Source organism: Maridesulfovibrio salexigens DSM 2638, from assembly GCF_000023445.1.
Classification (GTDB): Bacteria; Desulfobacterota; Desulfovibrionia; order Desulfovibrionales; family Desulfovibrionaceae; genus Maridesulfovibrio; species Maridesulfovibrio salexigens.
In genome coordinates, this window is record NC_012881.1 from 1,638,580 (window position 1) to 1,657,879 (window position 19,300).

The following is a 19,300-nucleotide window of genomic DNA, read 5'->3' on the forward strand; positions in this document are numbered from 1 at the left end:
GAGAATACAATGCAAGAATTCGCTTATCCTGTTCTGACTGTCCTCGTGTTCTTTCCTTTGCTGGCGGCTGTCGGGCTTTTCTTCCTGAAAGGCGACAACACCATCAGGATGTACACATTGGGCGTGTCAATAATTGAACTCGCACTCTCATTTCCGCTCTTCGCCGGATTCAAGCTTGAGTCAGCAGCCTTCCAGTTTGTGGAACGCATGGACTGGGTTAAGCAATGGGGGGTAGAGTATTACCTCGGTACTGACGGCATCAGCTTTCTTATGGTGGTGCTGACCATCGCAGTACTGCCACTCTGCGTGCTTTGCTCTTGGACTTACATCCAGACAAGGGTCAAGGAATTTCACTTCTGTCTGCTGTTTATGACCGCAGCCTGTGTGGGAGTCTTTACCGCTCTTGATCTGGTTCTTTTCTATGTGTTCTGGGAAGCAATGCTGATTCCCATGTACCTGCTTATCGCCGTATGGGGCGGACCTGAGAAGCGTTACGCATCGCTCAAGTTCTTCCTTTATACTTTGGCTGGATCGGCTCTGCTGCTGGTGGCTATCGTTGCCTTCAGAATAGCTGGCGGAACCTTTGCCATACCGGAACTTATGGAGCAGAATTTTGCCTTCAACTTCCAGTTCTGGGCATTTCTGGCTCTTGCTCTGGCCTTTGCCATCAAGGTCCCAATGTTCCCGTTCCACACATGGCTTCCTGCCGCACACGTACAGGCCCCCACAGCCGGGTCGGTAATTCTGGCTTCCGTGCTCCTGAAGATGGGAACCTACGGCTTTCTTCGCTTCAACCTGCCGCTTACTCCGGCAGCCAGTGAATACTTTGCCCCGTTCATGATCGCCATATCCATTGCCGGAATTCTTTACGGCGGGATCGTGGCTCTCGGACAGAATGATATTAAAAAGGTTATCGCTTACTCATCAGTTGGTCATATGGGGTTTGTCACTCTCGGCATCTTCCTTTTTAACCAGCGCGGATTGGAAGGTGCGCTCTTCCAGATGCTCAACCACGGTATTACTACCGGCGGTCTGTTTATGATGATAGGGGCTGTCTATGAGCGCAGTCACAGCCGCGAACTTGATGACAACCTCGGACTTGGTAAATACATGCCCGCCTACATGTTCTTCTGGGGGCTGTTCGCATTGTCGTCCTTTGGATTCCCCGGAACCAACAGCTTTGTAGGCGAAATTCTGGTCTTCGTCGGAGCATTTGAGCAGAATCCCTGGATCGGTGCTCTGATGGTGCCCGGAGCTATGGTTGCCGCGGCCTACATGCTGCGTGTTTCACTCAAGCTGGCTTGGGGACGTCCAACTTCGTGGAAGGAGTGGCCTGATCTTAACCTGCGTGAATGGACTTATCTGGTCATTCCGGCAGTGTTTGTCCTTTATATCGGCCTTGCACCGGGACTTTGCTTCAAGGTCATGGATGCCTCGCTGATCAAGCTGGAGAAGGATGTGAAGCAGGGAGCTAAGATTGTTGCCTTGGAAAAAGAACATCCTGCAGAAGTGGCCCTTAATTCCCTGAAGGGAATCATTAAGTAAGCAACAGGAGATATTGAAATGAATGTGAATCCATATCCTTTCATGCCGGAACTTTCCATGTTCCTGATCATCGCCCTGTTGTTCGTACAGGCGGTGGGCAGTGAACGTATGCGTCACAAGGTTGGAGTCTGGTTGCCCATTGCGTCTTTGCTGCCAATAGCTGTCTCGCTGTTTTCACTCGGGCAGGAAGGCTTGTTCTTTCATGGGGCTTATCAGATCGATCCGCTTTCGCAGTTCTTCAAAGTTGCCATTGCGATTGGTTTCAGCGTGACCGTATTCAACGCTACCCGTCAGCCGACTCTGCTGAATGATAAACGATCCGACTATTTCCTTTTCCTAGCCATAAGCGGTTGGGGATTGATGATGTTGGCTTCTTCGGTAGAGCTGATCACCATGTATCTTGCCTTGGAACTGTCATCCTACGCCCTCTATGCGATTATCGCTTTGCGCGCTAAGGATAAGGGAGCGGCGGAAGCGGCAATCAAGTACATTATGTTCGGTGCAGTTTCCACAGCTGTGGCTCTGTACGGATTTTCTTACATCCTTGCCGGAATGCACACCACTTACCTTGCAGAATTGGTCCAGAAAACATGGTCCTTTGAGGCCGCACCGATGGCTGTAACAGGCATGGCTTTGTTTCTGCTGGGCATGTTTTACAAACTGGCTCTGTTTCCATTCCACTTCTGGTGCCCGGATGTTTATGAAGGTGCCAGCAATGAAACTGCCGCTTTTGTGGCAACCCTGCCCAAGCTCGGCGCGGTGGTAATCCTGATTCGTCTCGCAGCGATGTTCAAGCCTGGATACGACATAACCACAGTGATTGCTGTACTTGGCGCACTATCCATGACTTTCGGTAACCTTGCCGCACTGGTCCAGCGAGATGTAAAGCGTATCCTCGGTTACTCATCCGTAGCCCATGCGGGTTACATCATGATCGGCCTTATTTCCGGTACTGCGGAAGGGCTTGCAGCTGCATCATTCTATGCACTTGCTTACGTTGCCATGAACCTGACCTGCTTCTGGGTTGTCAGCCGCGTGTCCGTGGATGGCCGTAATCTGCAACTGGATGATCTTAACGGGCTGCATAAGCGCGCCCCGGCCCTCGCTTTTGCTTTGGCTGTAGGAGCTTTCGCGCTGGTCGGTCTGCCGCCCATGGCCGGATTCATGGGTAAGCTTTTCCTGTTCTCTTCCGGCTGGAACCACGGCTACAACTGGCTGATCATCATCGCCGGGATCAACACCGCCATTTCCATCTACTATTATCTGGGAATGGTTCGTCATGCCTACACCAAGGATGCAGCTGAAGATACTCCGTTACCGGATACTTCCGCATTCAGCTATGCGGGTGCGGCTCTGCTTTCCCTGCTGGTACTCGGTTTGGGAATGATGCCTGCCGGAGTGTTTGATTTCGCTTTGAAGGTGGGGAGTGTGGTGCCGTAGGGCGGTTGAAAAATAATCATGAAATTGAAAGCCCCGTCTGAATTTTCAGGCGGGGTTACTTTTATTTATGTTTTTGAATTAAGACATTTAATAGTTTGAGCTATTAATTCTTTAAATTCTGTTGTTGTTTTTGTTTTGTCCGCTTCTCCAGTAATGACACCAATATCTAACAGGCTTTCGTATAAGAAAGAGCTCTGCATTGTATGGTCAGGGTAGTCTTCTTCAGTTATATTAAATCTTTTGTTTGTTTTATTTTTTAAGTGTTCTTGTAATTTCTCTCTTTTGAAAGAGAATTCATGTAAGGCTGAGTCAGTAATAACATTTTTGGGATGTGTAATATATTTATCTATTCTTTTTATTTCTTCTAATCCATGTTTTGTATATGCTGTATATATAAGCTTTAGTTTTGGTTGTTCCTCTAAATCACGCGTTGTGATCCCCATTTTGTTCTTAAAAATTTTCTTTCTGTACCATTTTGTGTAGGATCTGTACATGTTAAATGGTATTGAGATTATAAAAGCGGCAATAAAAATTAGTCCAATACATGTTAAGAAGTATACGGGTATACGCGCGAGTGTTTCATTCCAATTGTCAGGAAACAAAATAGAAAATAAACTTTTGCTTGGTGGGTGTAAGTAGCTATTTATTACAGTTATTTCTGTGTTAGCAATGATTCCTAATGGAGTTATTTGTGGTTCTTTATCTTTTAGATAAATGACATTAAGAGTGATGATAAAGTCGTCACCGGTTTCAAATACCATGTTTTCAAAAGTTATTTTTGTTTTGTCGTATTGAGGTTTTATTGCTTCAAAATGTCTGCTTTGGGTTGCTCTTTGGATTTCTAAAGAATCAATAGCGAGCGAATCCTCAAAGTTTACTCCGAATTTTATTTTTGGATTGTAATAAGCAGGGAGAACATCCAGATCTCCTTTGTTGGTAACTTTTATTACATATTGTCTGATTGTTTTCTTGCTTTCGGCAATGTTTTCACCATTGTAGAAGATTTGCATTTTGGCATTCATCGATGCTTTTGCAGGTATTAATTCATTCTGACCTACTATATCAAAAACAATTTCTCCCTTAGGTTCATGGATAAAATCATAAATAGTAATGAAAGCTAGAACTAGAGATAATATCCAACCTAGCAATTGAAAAAATGTATTTTTAAACAGTTTGTTAAAAAATGATTTCATTTTGATCTAATTGGTATGAGGTTTTGATTCGTAGGTTATACTAGTGTTGCTTACGCACTAATATAGGTGATTGTGTTTTTATGCAACGTTATGCGGGTGCGGCTTTGCTTTCCCTGCTGGTACTCGGTTTGGGAATGATGCCTGCGGGCGTGTTTGATTTCGCTTTGAAGGTCGGTAGTGTGGTGCCGTAAGGCAGTTGATAAATAATTATGAAATAGAAAAGCCCCTCAGCCATATGGCTGAGGGGCTTTTGTTGTTGGAGACTTTTGTTGAGATTACAGATTCAAAGGCTGCAATCCATCCAGCTTATCTGATTCCTTGTTGCCCAGATATTTCAGAGTCGCGTAAATCCCAGCGAGGATGGCGATGGCGATTCCTGCGTAAACAGGATTCCTGCCTTCTGCTATCTGGTAGAACAGGGTTGCTACGGACCAGCCAAGAGCGGTGCAGTACATTGCCATAACACCGGAGTAGAAGCCGCCCATTTCCTGTCTGGTTGCCCCGATTACCGCAAGGCAGGGGAAGTACATGAGTACGAAGAGCAGGTATGCAAATGCAGAGTATACGGTGAAGTTCGCTGCGAGGTGCTTGTATACAGAAGCATCTGCGCCGATTTCTTCGGATACGGTTGCGCTGTCTTCGCTGATCAGCCCGATTCCGAGCAGGTCAACGGAAGTAACAACACCAACAAGACCGTCAACTACAGTTCCGAAAGCTTCGTTAACTGTTCCGCCGATATCAAGGCCGCCTTCTTCTTCACCTTCTTCAGCAGCAGGTTCCGCAGGCGCCGCAGCGTCATCAATAGATGCGTACAGGGAGTTAACAGTACCTACGATTGCTTCTTTGGCGAAGAGTCCGGTGAACAGAGCAACAGATGCAGGCCAGTTTTCTTCTTCAATGCCCATGGGCTTGAATACAGGAGAGATGGATTTCCCGGCAATGGAGAGTACGGAATTCTGGGAATCTTCGTTACCGAAAGTCAGTTTGCCGTTATCGATACCTACTGAGTTCAGCATGGAGAGAACGAATACAGCGGTTACTACGATAACACCCGCACGTTTAACAAAACCCTTCATACGCAGCCATGCGCTTTTGAAAACTGCACTGATTCTGGGGATGTGGTAAAGGGGCAGGTCCATTACAAAGTGGGACGGAGATCCTTTAAAAAGTGTATTTTTCAGCAGGAATCCGGTGAAAATAGCCATTGCAAGACCTGAGAGATAGATCAGGAATACGGCCAGACCGGAATATGCACCGAAGAGCGCCACGCAGAAGAGTGCATATACAGGCAGACGTGCACCGCAGGACATGAACGGAGCCATGAAAATGGTCATGAAGCGGTCACGCTTGGAAGTCAGGGTTCTGGCAGACATAACCGCAGGAACGGTGCAGCCGAAGCCTACAACCATGGGAATGAATGCGGAACCGGGCAGTCCGATCTTGCGCATGAAGCGGTCAGCAACAACTGCAACGCGGGCCATGTAGCCGAAGTCTTCAAGGATCGCCAGCGCGAGGAACATGAAGAATACAACAGGGATAAAGGTCGCTACGGTCTGGATACCCGCGCCGATACCGCCAAGGGTAACAGTAACCCATTCCGGTGCGCCGATATTGCTCAGCAGGTCCGCAGGGATATCGATGAAAATGAGTCCGGCCATGATGTCAAAGAAGTCAATGAATACAGAGCCGAGACCGATTGCAAACCAGAAGGTCAGGAACATGGAAATAAGAAACACGGGAATAGCCGCGAACTTATTCATGACAATGTTATCGACCTTATTGGTGAAGTTCTGGCTGCGGTCTTTCTTCTCTTTGAGGACTTTGCTGTAAATGTTGTCGATGTGGTTGTACTTCTCAACCGTATCCATCACTTCCTGACGGGTGGGGTGAGAATCGTGTTCCGGGAGTTTTTGTGCTTCTACAGCAAGAGCAGCTACAGCTCTTTCAACAGAATCCTTATCAACGGCAATTACCGGGATAACAGCGATACCAAGCTCTTTGCTGAGTTTTCTTACATCAATATCAAGACCTTCGCTTTCTGCAACATCAAGCATGTTCAGCAGGATAACTATCTGATCGGTGCGTTCCTTAAGGTCCATGGTCAGGAACAAGTTTCTGGAAAGATTTGTTGCATCCACAACGTTTACGATCATGTCGTATTCACCGCTGCGGATTACGCGCTCGGCAACTTTCTGGTCTTCGGTATCAGGGCTCAGGTTGTAGGTTCCGGGGAGGTCTACAAGCTCAACTTTGGTACCGGAAAGGGAAAAAGTTCCTTCGATTTTTTCTACTGTAACTCCGGGCCAGTTACCGACTTTCTGGCGTGCCCCTGTAAGAGCGTTGAAAAGTGTGGTTTTACCGCTGTTGGGTACGCCTGCAATGGCGATTCTTTCAATTCTATGCATGACTAGAGTTCCTCCACCTTGATCTGGTCTGCTTCATTTTTACGTAAGGCCACGCGGCTGCCGCGAATTTCAAAAATCATAGGATCAGAAATTTTAATCGGGGCGAGGGCGATCTGAGTGCCTTCGACAAAACCCATTTTGCGCAGCTTCTGGGCGTAATCAGAGTTTTCTGCTTCAAAACCGAGAACAGCGTAGGTGCGGCCTTCAAGAATCTTGGAAAGATTTATGTTTTTAGTCATTTGGTGTCTCCGTTTGTGAATGACTGTTTTATGGATGCGTGATTTGGAAGTTGAAAATCAATGTCAACTGAAATCCTGACTATACAAGTATGAAATATGCGTCAAGAAGAAAATGAAATTAATTTTCAATTAGAGGGGGAGGGAGATCTGTGGAGTTCAGGATTAACCATTTTATATGGTGAGATGATGATGAATGGTCTGATTGTTTCAGATAAAGTCCGGCTGATTCAATCCGGTGATTCTGTGTAAAGCTTGTGGCAGCTATGTCTAGCCGCGGGCTGGTGTTGTCGTCTTCTTTGATTTCATCAGCAGGGAGAACATTGTCCAGATAATGAAAATGAAAAGACTTGCCGCTGCAATGCCATGCACTATGCGGTACAGCTGTTTCTGCGGACTCTATCGGGCCGTTATGTTTGTGATGGAAATGCTGATCATGATGTTCGTCATTGTGCGGGTAGTCGGCTGTGGAGGGCGTACCGCTACCATCGTGATCATGAGGGGTAGTGAAAATGCTCTGGTGATTGCTTGCGAATCCATCAGCCCATGGACCGCGACAATGGTCGCAGCTCTCTGCATACGGTGTGATTAATACCGTAATTATAAGAACCAGAATTGATGTTCGTATGATGTTATGCATTTTCGCCATGTGATCTAATTGAAATAAAGATTGATAATCAAAGTCGATTAATCTCTATGGTTAGAAGTAGTGAAGGTCAAGAAGAAAGTGAAAATTGTTTTCAATTGGAACTTGCTCATGAACTAAGATAATAAAGGATTTGGAGGGCATTCCAAAGTAGAGTGCTTCTTAAGCTTGCGAAAGCCGTATAAAATTTTTATTATGTATGTGTTGCAGAGCTCATAGGGAGTTTTGCTTCAAGGATAGAGAAGGGTGGGCGACCTGATTGGCAGGTCGTCCTCCCTTCTTTTATTTTTTAAGCACTTGCACAACAGTTCGGCATGCTTATATAATTGAGTAACAAGCCAATGACGACTCCCTATGGGAAAAGGGGTTAAGCCGCCGGAGGCGAAATTAATTTAATCGAAAGCGCGAAGCGCATCAAAATAAGACCCGCAGGGCCGCCGGAGGCACAATATGCATGAAGTAAGTATGGGTGGAACATTACGCGATTACTTGAGTGGTGAAAAAATAGAAGAGACCACTTATGAGGAATTTCGTCAGGCGCTGGCAAAGCTGCTGGTGGAGGAGCTTGGCTATCCCAAGGATGCCCTGAAAGCAAAGATTGATCTTTGTTTTGAAATAGAAGGCGAGGAAATGTGCCGGACTATGGACCTCGTGATTTATGATAAAGAGGGCCTTCCTATTCTGCTGGTCATGTTTTGCGCTGGTGATGTAGGGAGCTATGAGCGTGAAGCTGTTTGTGCTGGCAAGCTGTTTCAGGGTGGTCCTGTCCCTTACGTCGTAATTTCCGATTCTATGGACGCGTTTCTATTGGATGCTGTCTCCGGAAAAACATTGGCTCATGGCATGAAGTCTGTGCCCAGTTACGAAGAACTGCTTAAAATGACTGCCGATTACAAACGTGAACCTCTTCCGGCTGAGAAACGGGAAAAGATTGAGCGTATTTTTTATACCTACACCGGATTTCTTCAGGGTACCTGTTGCAGCGAATCCTGCTCATTACCTCCGAAAAAATAAGGTTAGGAAAATTTGAATTGAAACAGGCCGCAGCGTTGAACGTTACGGCCTGTTTTTTTAGTCTGTTTGCTTCTTGATTTAAAGTAGTCCATGACGCTTCATGAAGCCTCGGATCATACAGTTAATCTCCTGCGGCCGTTCAAGCATCAGGAAATGTCCGGGACCATAGAAAAGGGTGTATTCGACTCCTTTGAACATGGATTCCAACATTTCATTCAGATTTGGCGGGGAGTCCGGAGACATGGCATAGACAGCCATAGTCGGCAGTTCCTGCTGGGGTAGGTTCCAAGTTTCTTTGACCAGAAAATTGATCATGGACGAGGTTCGAACTTTTGCAGGTGTTGCCATCATCTTGTGTTTTATGTCTACCTTCAGGTTCTCTGGGGTCATTTTGCCGTGCAGTGAATCTATGAAATCGACTGTGTATTTTTCTGAGTCAGGACCGGTAAATCCTTTGCGAAAACCCTGTTCAATTTCTTTGTCCCAGAATTCAAGTTCTGCTTCAGTCTTCGGATAAGGAAGTAAGGCTCCGTCAATTATGATCAGGCCATTTACTTTTTTGGGATAGAGATGGGCAACCCAGCGGATGACCGAAGCCCCCATACTATGTCCACCTAGAGTTGCGGATTTTATGCCTGCGGAGTCCATAACAGTCGCAACAGCTTCGGCGAATGTTTTTTGCATATAAGGTCCTTTAGTTAGGCTACTTTTCCCATGTCCTGGAAGGTCTATGGCGATAACGCGCATGGTTTTGGATAATTCGGTAATCTGGGGATTCCAGAAGCTCGTATCACAAGCCCATCCGTGTATCAGCACTAGGCTTCTTTCGCCTTTGCCTGTGTCTGTGTAGTGAAGTGTCGAATTTTTGAAAGGAATGCTAACGGACTCGGCAAGGCCGGGTGTCGAAAGCATAATTAGAATAATTGAGAATAATATAGCCAGTCTTGTCTTAGACATGTTGTCTCCTTTTTTAAGTTTGAGAGAGTAACATGAACTATCAAGCCATAGACAGGTCAAGCAGCAAAATAGAAAGGTTCTATTGAGATTATGTTTTTATGATCAGGATGTTTTTGTGATAAGGGTGGATGTGTCTATTTGATTTAGAGAATGATAATTTTAATGTGATAATTGTCAATATCTTTATTTACAACATAAAAGTTCTGCTCTATAGGAGATTCCGAAGTTTGTTTTTTTGTTATACAATCTTAAGGAGTAATTGTGTTTAAACATTTTGTTGTAATCCTCTTTGTCCTTTCTTCTCTTGTCGGATGTTCTTCTAAGCCGATTGTGTTGGATTATTCTCCAAGCAGCACCATGACTGTCGATGGTAATTTTAAAGTTGGTGATTTCAGCTATCTGCCTGCAGAAAATGATCATGCTATTAAACCGAATCAAATCAAGAATACAGCATTAGGAAGTATCCTTTTTGAGAAGAATATCGACAAATATTTTGAAGATGCTCTTTTCACAGAAGCTCGTTTCGTAGGTGTTGATATGAAAAAAAATGAAAATGTTGTTTCTGGTGAAATAAAAGAGTTTCTTATTGATGATATTGGTTTCTCGGTGGATTGGAGGCTTGATGTAAACTATGTCGTCCAGAAACAGGATGGATTAGGACAATGCTATAACAAGAGCCACTTGGTCACAAAATCAACCTCTAAATTTGCTAATGCTTTTGGGACCATTAGAGAAATAATTAAATTGAATATTGAACAACTTTTTGCTGATCCTGAATTTGTGAAGTGCATCAGGTAGTTTGGTTTTGATTTGTGTATGGGGTTTTAGGTAAAATATCATTATAGAGAAAAGGCGTAACTAGTTAAGGTTACGCCTTTTCTCTGTAATGGTGCTTGAAGTTCAAAATATTAAGACGGCAAAATATTAGATGCTGTTTGCAAGCCTTCTGATATTCAACTATTAGATTTAACATTTTCCCCGGCTACCAAAGGATTGCTGTCCTTTTCGTAAAACACCTCGGGATCCCATGTTACGTTTTTCTTAATTATTTTTGCAGGATTTCCGGCGGCAAGGCACTGCGGAGGAATTTTTTTACTGAGAACTGTACGGGCTCCAAGTATTGAGTCGTGTCCAATGGTTGCTCCTTTTAATAGCACAGCTTCATAGCCGATCCAGACATGATTGCCGATGGTTATATCCCGACCATGATTGATGCGCTTACCTGTAGTGGCGTCAACGATTGAGTGAGCGTCTCCGGTCCAAGCGTGTACACCATAGCTTATGAGACAATCTTCGCCGATAATAATTTTGGTGCCGACCTCAAATGAGATTATCTCTGCCTCTACGATTGTGGTTCCTGCGCCTATCGCAATCAGTCCTGCTCCGTGGATAAGACGTAAAAGTCCTGCGCTTATTTTGACATTCCTGCCCACAAAAAGGCGATGACGATCTCCACGGAGAACAATTTTCACTGATCCAAGTTGCGCGCTGGGGTGGATTTTAATTACGTTGTCATTTCCAATAATGTCTATGCTCGCGTTAGATATGCTTGAGCTCTCGTACTCAAGAGAATTTCTATCTCCAAGGATATTGATATTGTCAGTGTTTTTCATTTGGTCGCCAGTTTGACTTGTTATGAGCGGTACCATCAGGGATTGAAGGTCGGTTCCGTGGAATAATTAATTTTGTTATTTATAAATGCTCTTTAGCAATTTTAAGATTAATACGTCAAACTATTCGTTTTTTATTCATTCATTTGAATAGGTATTCTTCTGATTCAGCTTCAATCATCCGGCGCAAAGCTGTGGCTTGCAAGATTTAAGGCCGCTTAAATTATTACTCGCAAAATAGAAAAGGGTGTAACCGATATCGGCTACACCCTTTGTTTTGAATATTTGCAGAAGTCTTAGATATTGGCCCAGCAAAGTTTCAGATGCTCTTTGTTCATCTTCGGTGTGATCAGGGCCACTCCGATAGCCAGTGCCATTGAGACCGGCAGTGCGACTACGTTGGGGTCAACCCATTGCAGCAGCCAGATCCATGAACCTTTGGCAGCGGAGGAAACTAGGGTGTCCATTCCGGTAAGGGCCTTGCAAAGCCCTATGGCTTTGGCTTCCTTGGCGTGTACGAACAACAGCCAGAACATGGAAGCGGTGAACCCGCCTACCATAGATACTTTTGCGGCTTTCTTGGTCATGCCTTTCCAGTAAAGACCCAGCAGATAGATGGGCAGGAATGATGCGGCGCAAAGTCCGAAGAAGAAGGCTGTTGCGCGGGCAATGATGGACGGAGGCAGTACCCAGGCCCAGAGGATTGCTGCCAGCAGGGTAATACCAACACCGATCTTGGTGATTTTTACAGATTTTTCCTGCGGAACATTTACAAATCTTTCAAAGAAGTCACGGCCCAGTGCAGTCCCGCCTACGTGATACTGGGAGGAAAGGGTGGACATCCCTGCGGCGAGCATTGCCAGCAGAAATAGTGCTGAGAACCATGAAGGCATCATCTGTTCGATATACATGGGAATGATCTTATCCATGTTACCACCAGCCACTGCAATGGATATTTTACCTGCCGCCTTATAGAAGACTGCGTTGGAGAGTGCTCCGGTAAGGAATGCTACCCCGGTCATGAGCGGAATGAAGATCCCACCGTAAAGAACAGCGCGGTTAAGTTCACGGTCGGAAGGTACAGTCATGAAACGCACTGCCAGCTGCGGCTGTGCGAGTACGCCGATGCCGACACCGTAAACAATGGTGGTGTATATCACCAGCCAGAGCGGTGTTCCGAATTTTGCGCCCTGTGTCCAACCTATCATGCCTCCTTTTTGGAGTTTGGCAGGCATGAGGTTGACCATATCGGTCATGGTCTGATGCGCTTCAGTTACGCCTCCAAGCATAGCATAGGTGGAGATAATGAGGATGATCATCATAACGGCCATGATCAGCCCCTGAAAAGCATCAGTGTACATGACCGCCTTCATGCCGCCGGAAATAACATAACCTGCAAGAATGACGCTGATTAAGATCAAAGCGGTGTCATAGGGGATGCCGAAGGAAATTTCCATCATACGGGAGATTCCAATCAATACTGCTGCTGCATAGACCGGGATAAACAGGAAAATTACCCCTCCTGCAAATCCCTGAATGAATTTGGAATCGTACCTGCGTCCGAGCAGTTCCGGGAAGGTATGGCTTTCGAGGGCCAGCCCCATTCTGCGGGTACGCTTACCGAAAAAGACCATGGCGATGAGTACACCTACTACGATGGTGGCAAGAGTCAGCCAGAGCAGGGGGAATCCGAAAAGTCCTGCTGCCCCGCCAAAGCCGATGATAGCGGATGTGGAAACAAAGGTTGCTCCGTAGGACATAGCCATGATGAAAGGGTTCATCTGCCGTCCGGCGAGCATGTAGTCAGTGGATTTTTTAGTGGATTGCCAGCCTTTGAAGCCGAGATAGAAAATTACGGAAAGATAAATGCAGGTAATGACGATCTTGGTAACCATTACTTATCCCCTTTACCTTTAATATCAACATTCAGCGCTGTGGCATCGGGTTTGCCCCTTTTATTCCAGTTCAGGATTCCATAAGCCACACATCCGAGCGATGAGAGAATACAGAGCCAGAAGACTGCTGCAATCTCAACGCTTCCAAGTCCTAACATCATTTGAAGCCTCCAGATTTCAAAATTGGTTAAATTTGTAAAAATGCAGTGCTTAGCTGAAATTATGGAGTTTTTTGGAGGAGCAGGCGGTTTGTGGAAACCCGGGGCAGGAAATAAAAAAGGCCGCGGGCTGGTTGCCTGCGGCCTGGGAGAAAACTCTTTCAACTATCGCTTACGCGAGTGAACACCTCCAGACCACAGGGCTGGTAAAGCTAAAAAAGTTAAAAAAGAAAAATAGAGCTTTGTTGGTGTTCATGATTTTTGTCTACAGTAAGCATTTACTCACTGTCAACCTGTTTGTGTTACAATTGGATTCTAATTGGTTTGATTGTTTGATCAAAAAAAACAAAATTAGCAAAAAAAAGATGGAAAAATCTTGTTATTTTGTAAAAAGATGTGTGGACTTAGTTGGTTAGTGGTGGAATAAAGGAATTGAAAATTTATTTGGATGTTAATTTCATATCAACTGCTTAAGGCCGATTAGGAGGCTGTGCATGGAAATTTTGGAACTGGTCAAAAATAGGGACCCCAATGAACGTGAATTCCATCAGGCTGTGAGTGAGGTTGTTGAATCCATCAAGCCTGTTCTTGACCGCAATCCCGAATACCGCAGTGCCGGGATTATGGAACGGATTGTCGAGCCGGAACGGGTAATCATGTTTCGCGTGCCGTGGGCTGATGATGACGGCGATGTGCACGTCAACCGCGGGTTTCGCATTGAAATGAACAGTGCTATCGGTCCTTACAAGGGCGGTTTACGTTTTCACCCCTCGGTTAACCTCGGTATTCTCAAATTTCTGGCATTTGAACAGGTCTTCAAGAATGCTCTGACCTCTCTGCCCATGGGCGGCGGTAAGGGCGGGTCTGACTTTGATCCTAAGGGTAAGTCGGATATGGAAGTGATGCGTTTCTGCCAGAGTTTCATGCTTGAGCTTTCCCGTCATATCGGACCGGATACTGATATCCCTGCCGGTGATATCGGGGTTGGTGCCCGTGAAATCGGTTATCTCTTCGGTATGTATAAAAAAATTCGTAACGAGTTTACCGGCGTGCTGACCGGTAAGGGGCTTAATTGGGGCGGCAGTCTGATCCGGCCTGAAGCCACCGGTTACGGCTCTGTATATTTCGCAGCTGAGATGCTTAACGCTCAGGGACAGACTTTTGATGGTAAGACAGCCCTGGTTTCCGGATCCGGTAACGTAGCCCAGTTTACCATGGAAAAACTTCTTGAACTCGGCTGTACTCCGGTCACGTTCTCTGATTCCTCCGGTTACATCTATGATGAAAAGGGTGTTGATCGCGAGAAGCTTGATTACATTATGCAGCTCAAGAACGTACGTCGCGGTAGGGTTAAGGAATATGCTGAGAAGTATTCTGAAGCAGTCTACGTCCCAGTTGATCCTGATCTGGATTACAATCCGCTTTGGAACCATAAGGCCGACTGCGCATTCCCTTCTGCCACCCAGAATGAAATTAACGGCAAGGATGCTTCAAACCTCGTAGCTAACGGTGTGCGTGTTGTCTCTGAAGGTGCAAACATGCCGACTATGCCCGAAGGCATCGAAATTTTTCTTGATGCCGGAATGCTTTATGGTCCTGGTAAGGCTGCAAACGCAGGCGGCGTATCCGTATCCGGTCTTGAAATGAGCCAGAACAGTATGCGCCTCAACTGGCCCCGTGAGGAAGTTGATAATCGCCTCAAGCACATCATGCATAATATCCACAAGTCCTGCATGGATACTGCCGAGCATTACGGAACTCCGTTCAACTACGTTAACGGTGCGAACATCGCAGGTTTCGTAAAGGTCGCACAGGCTATGTTGGATCAGGGTGTTGTATAAAACAGTTTCATATTATATTGTAATATAACGAATCTGACCAAAAAAGGCGGACTGCGATGATTTCGCTGTCCGCCTTTTTTTGAATTATCCAGCTGCGGGGCATCATATGGAAGACAAAATGAGATTTTTGGGCGGGCAGAGCCGTAAATTCAGCCTTTATCATGACCTGATGCAGGTTAAGGTGCGGGATATTTTGTTGATTTCCAGCCCTTATGATGCCTGGGTCATGGAAGAAGATAGCCGAATTTCCGAACGCATCGTCAGCGAATACCGTGGTCTGAACCTGAGCCGTCCCCCTCGTCTTACATGGGTTTCCAATATTGAAGAAGCTCTGGAATTGCTTGATGTGCGATTCTTCGACCTTGTCATTATCATGCCTCACCTGACCAATATGGATTGTTGCGATATGGGGCGGCGCATCAAAGATAAAATTCCGGGCATTCCAGTGGCAATGCTGGCCCATAAGCAACTTGCCGTTAACGATGAAACTTTCTGTGACGGCACGGATCGTCAGTTTGTCTGGTCCGGTGATGCTGAACTGCTGGTGGCTATGGTCAAGAACTTGGAGGATCTGCTTAATGTAGAACATGACACCTCCGAGGTCGGGATCAGGGTCATTATTGTTGTGGAAGATTCTCCGCGCTATCTGGCCTCGTTTTTGCCAATTCTTTATAAAGAGTTGGTCCGTCAGACTCAGGCTGTGCTTGAAGAAGGTCTGAACTCAGAACACCGTCTGCTGACCATGAGGGCGCGTCCTAAAATATTGACCGCCCGAACTTACGAAGAGGCTATGGTCCTTTTTGAGAAGTATGAGCCGTATATTCTGGGTGTGATTTCTGATGTTCGATTCCCTCGTATGGGCATTCTGGACGGTAATTCCGGCATAGAACTGCTTAAGAGTATCAAAGAACGCCGTGATGATATCCCTTTGCTGCTGACCAGTAATGAGCCTGAAAACAAAGAACGTGCCGCGGCTGTCCCGGCTTGTTTTGTTGATAAGAACTCACCTGATTTGATGTCCGAGGTCCGTAAGTTTGTAATGGAGCATCTGGGGTTCGGCGATTTCATTTTCCGCGATCTTGAAAATAATGAGGTGGCGCGTGCTTCCAGTCTTTATTCTCTGGAGAAAACTCTTCGTAAGATTCCGAAAGATATTTTCATGCGGCACTGCCAGCTTAATGATTTTTCCCGCTGGTTTTATGCCCGTACGGAAATAGCTCTTGCAAATAGAATAAGGCCCTTACGGGAAAAGGATTTTCCTGATGTGGAAACTCACCGCGAGCATATGCTTACCCTGATCAGGGAGAGGCGTTTGCAGCGGCAGCAGGGGGTCATTGTTTCGTTCAACCCGAAAGATTTTGACCCGGATACGGATTTTTTGAAGATCGGTGCCGGTTCGCTGGGGGGGAAGGCTCGCGGAATGGCCTTCATCTGTTCAATGTTGGCCCGTAACTCATGGCTGCATGAAAAGTATGAAGAAGTGGTCATTACCGCACCGCGTACCCTGACCATCGGTACTTCCGGTTTTGATGATTTTATGGAGATGAATGACCTTTCGTATCTTGCGACCACCGACCTTGAAGATGATAAAGTGGCTGATATTTTCAGGGAGGCTTTCTTTCCCGGTTGGATTGAGGCTCAGCTCTGGGCATATTTAAAGGAAGTAAAATATCCGCTTTCCATCCGTTCATCCAGTTTGTTGGAAGATGCACAGTATCAGGCATACGCAGGTTTGTATCAAACCTACATGATTCCCAATGATCATTCGGATATTGAACAACGTTTGAAGCAGCTCGTTGATGCTATCAAGCTGGTCTGGGCATCTACTTATTACAAAGCTCCTAAATCCTTTTCCCAGCGGGTTAATCAGCGCACAGATGAAGAAAAAATGGGAGTAATCATTCAGGAAGTCGCAGGGCAGCAGTATGGCGATTACTACTTTCCAGCTATTTCCGGAGTAGGGCAATCTTACAATTATTATCCTTTCGGTAAGATGAAACCGGAGCACGGGGTGGCAACGATTGCCCTCGGTATCGGTAAATCCGTGGTGGACGGTGAGCAGTGTATTCGCTTTTCGCCCAAATACCCGAAGATTCTGCCTCAATGCCCGACCTTGCAGGATTCACTTAAGAATGCGCAGACTTCTTTTTACGGGCTGCGCCTGGGCAATGGCGAAGTGTATGACATCCACGGTGATGCCAACCTCGAAAAACTTGATATTGCGGACTTTGAAGATTCGGTTCCGGTCCGCAGGCTGGCCTCCACCTATCTGGCTGATGAGGGTAGAATCAGGGATACGGCTGCAATCCCCGGACCCAAGGTTGTGCTTTTTGCTCCGGTATTAAAGCATAAGCTGCTTCCTCTTCCGGGCGTGCTGACTGATGTGCTCAAGCTGGCTGAAAACGGTATGGGCGGTCCGGTGGAGATGGAATTTTGTATCAACATATTCGAGGACGGTCGCAAGCCGGAATTCAACCTTTTGCAACTCCGGCCCATGAGTGCCCGCGCCGACCTCAACCGTATTGATATATCCGATCAGGAATTGAAGGACGCAGTTTGTGTTTCCAGCCATGCTTTAGGTAACTCCGAAAAGGATGACATCGTAGATTTGCTTATTGTCCGGCCGGATTCATTCGATGTGGCTAAGACCAGACAGATAGCCATGGAAATATCAGCTATAAACAACCGTCTTATTAAACAGAATCGCAAATACCTGTTGGCCGGGCCGGGACGTTGGGGATCAGCTGACCATTGGCTGGGCATTCCGGTAGAGTGGCCTGATATTTCAAATGTTTCTGCAATCATTGAGACTTCCTGCGATGAGCTTAAAGTCGAGCCGTCACAGGGATCTCATTTCTTTCATAATATAACGACCTTGGGCATCAATTATTTGATGGTACTTGATAAGCCCGGCGATTTTATGAACTGGGAATGGTTCCAAAACCAGCCGACCATTGAAAAAGGCGAATTTATAAGTCATTTACGGCTGCCCGCTCCGGTCATACTCAAAGTCGATGGGCGCAGTTCTCAGGGAGTAATCCTTCCTGCTAAGGGAAGTGAAGATTATTGCCTGCTGCGTGAGTGCATTGCGGAATAAATTTCCCTTATACGCAAGATCATTTTTGATAATCATCTACAGACATAAAGTTTTTTCCATTCTTTTTTGAATGTTTTTTTATTCTTTCTTTGTGACTCCTTCTTGTGTATACACACTCTCATGAGTGGATGCTCATACAATATGGGTTTGTGATAAAAAGATTTTCTAAGTTCTTCCAATTCGTGCCGCATAATTTTTTTGTCTATATTTCAACTTTTTTCATGATTAATATGCTTTAATGCAGGTTTACAATGCGCAATTTCAATGGCGTAACAGATGATTATGTCTCCAGACAGGACGAGATGGAGCCTGTCCAATTTGATTTCACGGAAAATTGGATTGAGGACATTGTGGTTTTAAGCCCTAAAGGGAGTCTTAATACTGCAACCGTATCGTTGTTCAGAGATCAGCTATATAATTTGAGTCGTGATGAAGGCTGTAAAATTGTTATGTCTTGCAGCAATGTTGAATCAATAGACAGTGTCGGGTTAGGAGTAATGATTGCTGCCCATAAAAAAGCGGATGACTATGGCGGAAAAATTGTCTTTTGTGATCTCTCAGATTTTATTTTCAAAAATATGAAGATGTTGCATATGGATAAGTACTTGAATTTTAGTCCTAATGTTGACTCCGCTTTAGGTGATTTTAACTGGTAGTTTTTAATGCATATGTTTTTTCGAAGCGAATCTGTTTTCAGGTTCGCTTTTTTATTTGCTAAATTTATAACACGTTAGCTTGAGTATTGGCATTTATGATGCATTATCCCAGCTATGACTAGCATAAATGACAGTGTGAAGCGCAGCGGCCTCGGGGCCAATGCCTTGAAGTTAAAGGAAAAGGTAGAGGGGCAAAATTCTGACACTATGCAGAGTCTCGACTCTGTGGTTAATCAGGCTTTTGATGCTCAGTTTGATTTTATTGAGCGCCAGAAAGGGGAGTTCACCATTTTTGCACCCAAGGGACGGATCAGTAATTCCACTGTGAAGTTCTTCAAGAATAGAATTTATAGCGCAGCTGCTGAGCAGGGCTGCAAAATTATCATCAACCTCAGGTATGCAAGTTTGATCGATAGTGTCGGCCTTGGAATGCTCATCAACACCCATAAGACAGCGGATCGAAACGGGGGAATGGTTGTTTTTACCGATGTCCCTGAAAGGATCATGAAGAACCTTGAGATGTTGTACATGGATCGTTTCCTTAAATTTGCTCCAGATATGAAGCATGCAGTACGGATGATGGACTGGTAGATAACTATCATACGTA

The 19,300-nt window shown here is 45.5% G+C and carries 18 protein-coding genes; 11 read left to right on the forward strand and 7 right to left on the reverse strand.

Going from position 1 to position 19,300, the window contains the following annotated elements; translation table 11 throughout:
• Positions 1–9: 9 nt before the first annotated feature.
• Both DESAL_RS07525 and DESAL_RS07530 read left to right on the forward strand, forming a co-directional pair.
• Positions 10–1,545: a complex I subunit 4 family protein gene (locus DESAL_RS07525; RefSeq protein ID WP_015851380.1), complete on the forward strand. Its 1,536-nt coding sequence runs from the start codon at positions 10–12 to the stop codon at positions 1,543–1,545.
• 18 nt (positions 1,546–1,563) lie between these two features.
• On the forward strand, positions 1,564–2,985 hold the full coding sequence (locus tag DESAL_RS07530) for an NADH-quinone oxidoreductase subunit N (RefSeq protein ID WP_015851381.1): 1,422 nt from the start codon (positions 1,564–1,566) through the stop codon (positions 2,983–2,985).
• Between the two features lie 65 nt (positions 2,986–3,050).
• On the opposite strand, the gene DESAL_RS07535 is transcribed toward DESAL_RS07530, so the two are convergent.
• The 3 genes from DESAL_RS07535 to DESAL_RS07545 form a co-directional block, all read right to left on the reverse strand.
• Positions 3,051–4,178 (reverse strand): hypothetical protein, encoded by a 1,128-nt coding sequence (locus DESAL_RS07535; RefSeq protein ID WP_015851382.1) that lies wholly within the window; start codon positions 4,176–4,178, stop codon positions 3,051–3,053.
• A 275-nt stretch (positions 4,179–4,453) separates the two neighbouring features.
• A complete protein-coding gene (gene feoB, locus DESAL_RS07540) occupies positions 4,454–6,583 on the reverse strand; it encodes a ferrous iron transport protein B (protein ID WP_015851383.1) in 2,130 nt (709 codons plus the stop codon).
• A gap of 2 nt (positions 6,584–6,585) precedes the next feature.
• On the reverse strand, positions 6,586–6,822 hold the full coding sequence (locus DESAL_RS07545) for a FeoA family protein (protein WP_015851384.1): 237 nt from the start codon (positions 6,820–6,822) through the stop codon (positions 6,586–6,588).
• 96 nt (positions 6,823–6,918) lie between these two features.
• Between DESAL_RS07545 and DESAL_RS20215 the strand changes: the two genes are divergently transcribed.
• The 3 genes from DESAL_RS20215 (at position 6,919) to DESAL_RS07555 (ending at position 8,479) form a co-directional block, all read left to right on the forward strand.
• Complete coding sequence (locus DESAL_RS20215) at positions 6,919–7,071, forward strand: hypothetical protein (protein ID WP_157046934.1); 153 nt, start codon at positions 6,919–6,921, stop codon at positions 7,069–7,071.
• An 82-nt stretch (positions 7,072–7,153) separates the two neighbouring features.
• Positions 7,154–7,411, forward strand: a complete 258-nt coding sequence (locus DESAL_RS07550; protein ID WP_041721739.1) for a hypothetical protein — start codon at positions 7,154–7,156, stop codon at positions 7,409–7,411.
• 504 nt (positions 7,412–7,915) lie between these two features.
• On the forward strand, positions 7,916–8,479 hold the full coding sequence (locus DESAL_RS07555; protein WP_015851386.1) for a type I restriction enzyme HsdR N-terminal domain-containing protein: 564 nt from the start codon (positions 7,916–7,918) through the stop codon (positions 8,477–8,479).
• A 78-nt stretch (positions 8,480–8,557) separates the two neighbouring features.
• Here the strand turns inward: DESAL_RS07555 and DESAL_RS19700 are convergent, their stop codons facing one another.
• Entirely contained in the window at positions 8,558–9,436 is an 879-nt protein-coding gene (locus tag DESAL_RS19700; protein WP_015851387.1) for an alpha/beta fold hydrolase, read from the reverse strand.
• Between the two features lie 261 nt (positions 9,437–9,697).
• On the opposite strand from DESAL_RS19700, the gene DESAL_RS07565 reads away from it, so the two are divergent.
• Positions 9,698–10,234 carry a hypothetical protein gene (locus DESAL_RS07565; protein ID WP_015851388.1) on the forward strand — a complete coding sequence of 179 codons (537 nt, stop codon included), beginning with the start codon at positions 9,698–9,700 and terminating at the stop codon, positions 10,232–10,234.
• 155 nt (positions 10,235–10,389) lie between these two features.
• Here the strand turns inward: DESAL_RS07565 and DESAL_RS07570 are convergent, their stop codons facing one another.
• The 3 genes from DESAL_RS07570 to DESAL_RS20325 form a co-directional block, all read right to left on the reverse strand.
• Positions 10,390–11,049 carry an acyltransferase gene (locus DESAL_RS07570; RefSeq protein WP_015851389.1) on the reverse strand — a complete coding sequence of 220 codons (660 nt, stop codon included), beginning with the start codon at positions 11,047–11,049 and terminating at the stop codon, positions 10,390–10,392.
• Positions 11,050–11,342: 293 nt separating this feature from the next.
• Positions 11,343–12,941, reverse strand: a complete 1,599-nt coding sequence (locus tag DESAL_RS07575; protein ID WP_015851390.1) for a sodium:solute symporter family protein — start codon at positions 12,939–12,941, stop codon at positions 11,343–11,345.
• Positions 12,941–13,102, reverse strand: a complete 162-nt coding sequence (locus DESAL_RS20325) for a symporter small accessory protein (RefSeq protein ID WP_015851391.1) — start codon at positions 13,100–13,102, stop codon at positions 12,941–12,943. Before DESAL_RS20325 ends, DESAL_RS07575 begins: the two co-directional genes overlap by 1 nt.
• Positions 13,103–13,173: 71 nt before the next feature.
• On the opposite strand from DESAL_RS20325, the gene DESAL_RS07580 reads away from it, so the two are divergent.
• The 5 genes from DESAL_RS07580 (at position 13,174) to DESAL_RS07600 (ending at position 19,284) form a co-directional block, all read left to right on the forward strand.
• Positions 13,174–13,515 (forward strand): hypothetical protein, encoded by a 342-nt coding sequence (locus tag DESAL_RS07580; RefSeq protein WP_041721743.1) that lies wholly within the window; start codon positions 13,174–13,176, stop codon positions 13,513–13,515.
• Positions 13,516–13,593: 78 nt separating this feature from the next.
• A complete protein-coding gene (gene gdhA / locus DESAL_RS07585; protein ID WP_015851392.1) occupies positions 13,594–14,940 on the forward strand; it encodes an NADP-specific glutamate dehydrogenase in 1,347 nt (448 codons plus the stop codon).
• 106 nt (positions 14,941–15,046) lie between these two features.
• Positions 15,047–18,037: a PEP/pyruvate-binding domain-containing protein gene (locus tag DESAL_RS07590; protein ID WP_041721746.1), complete on the forward strand. Its 2,991-nt coding sequence runs from the start codon at positions 15,047–15,049 to the stop codon at positions 18,035–18,037.
• 251 nt (positions 18,038–18,288) lie between these two features.
• Entirely contained in the window at positions 18,289–18,693 is a 405-nt protein-coding gene (locus DESAL_RS19705; protein ID WP_015851394.1) for an STAS domain-containing protein, read from the forward strand.
• A gap of 114 nt (positions 18,694–18,807) precedes the next feature.
• Positions 18,808–19,284, forward strand: coding sequence for an STAS domain-containing protein (locus DESAL_RS07600; RefSeq protein WP_015851395.1), 477 nt, complete (start codon positions 18,808–18,810; stop codon positions 19,282–19,284).
• The last annotated feature ends 16 nt before the right edge of the window (positions 19,285–19,300 follow it).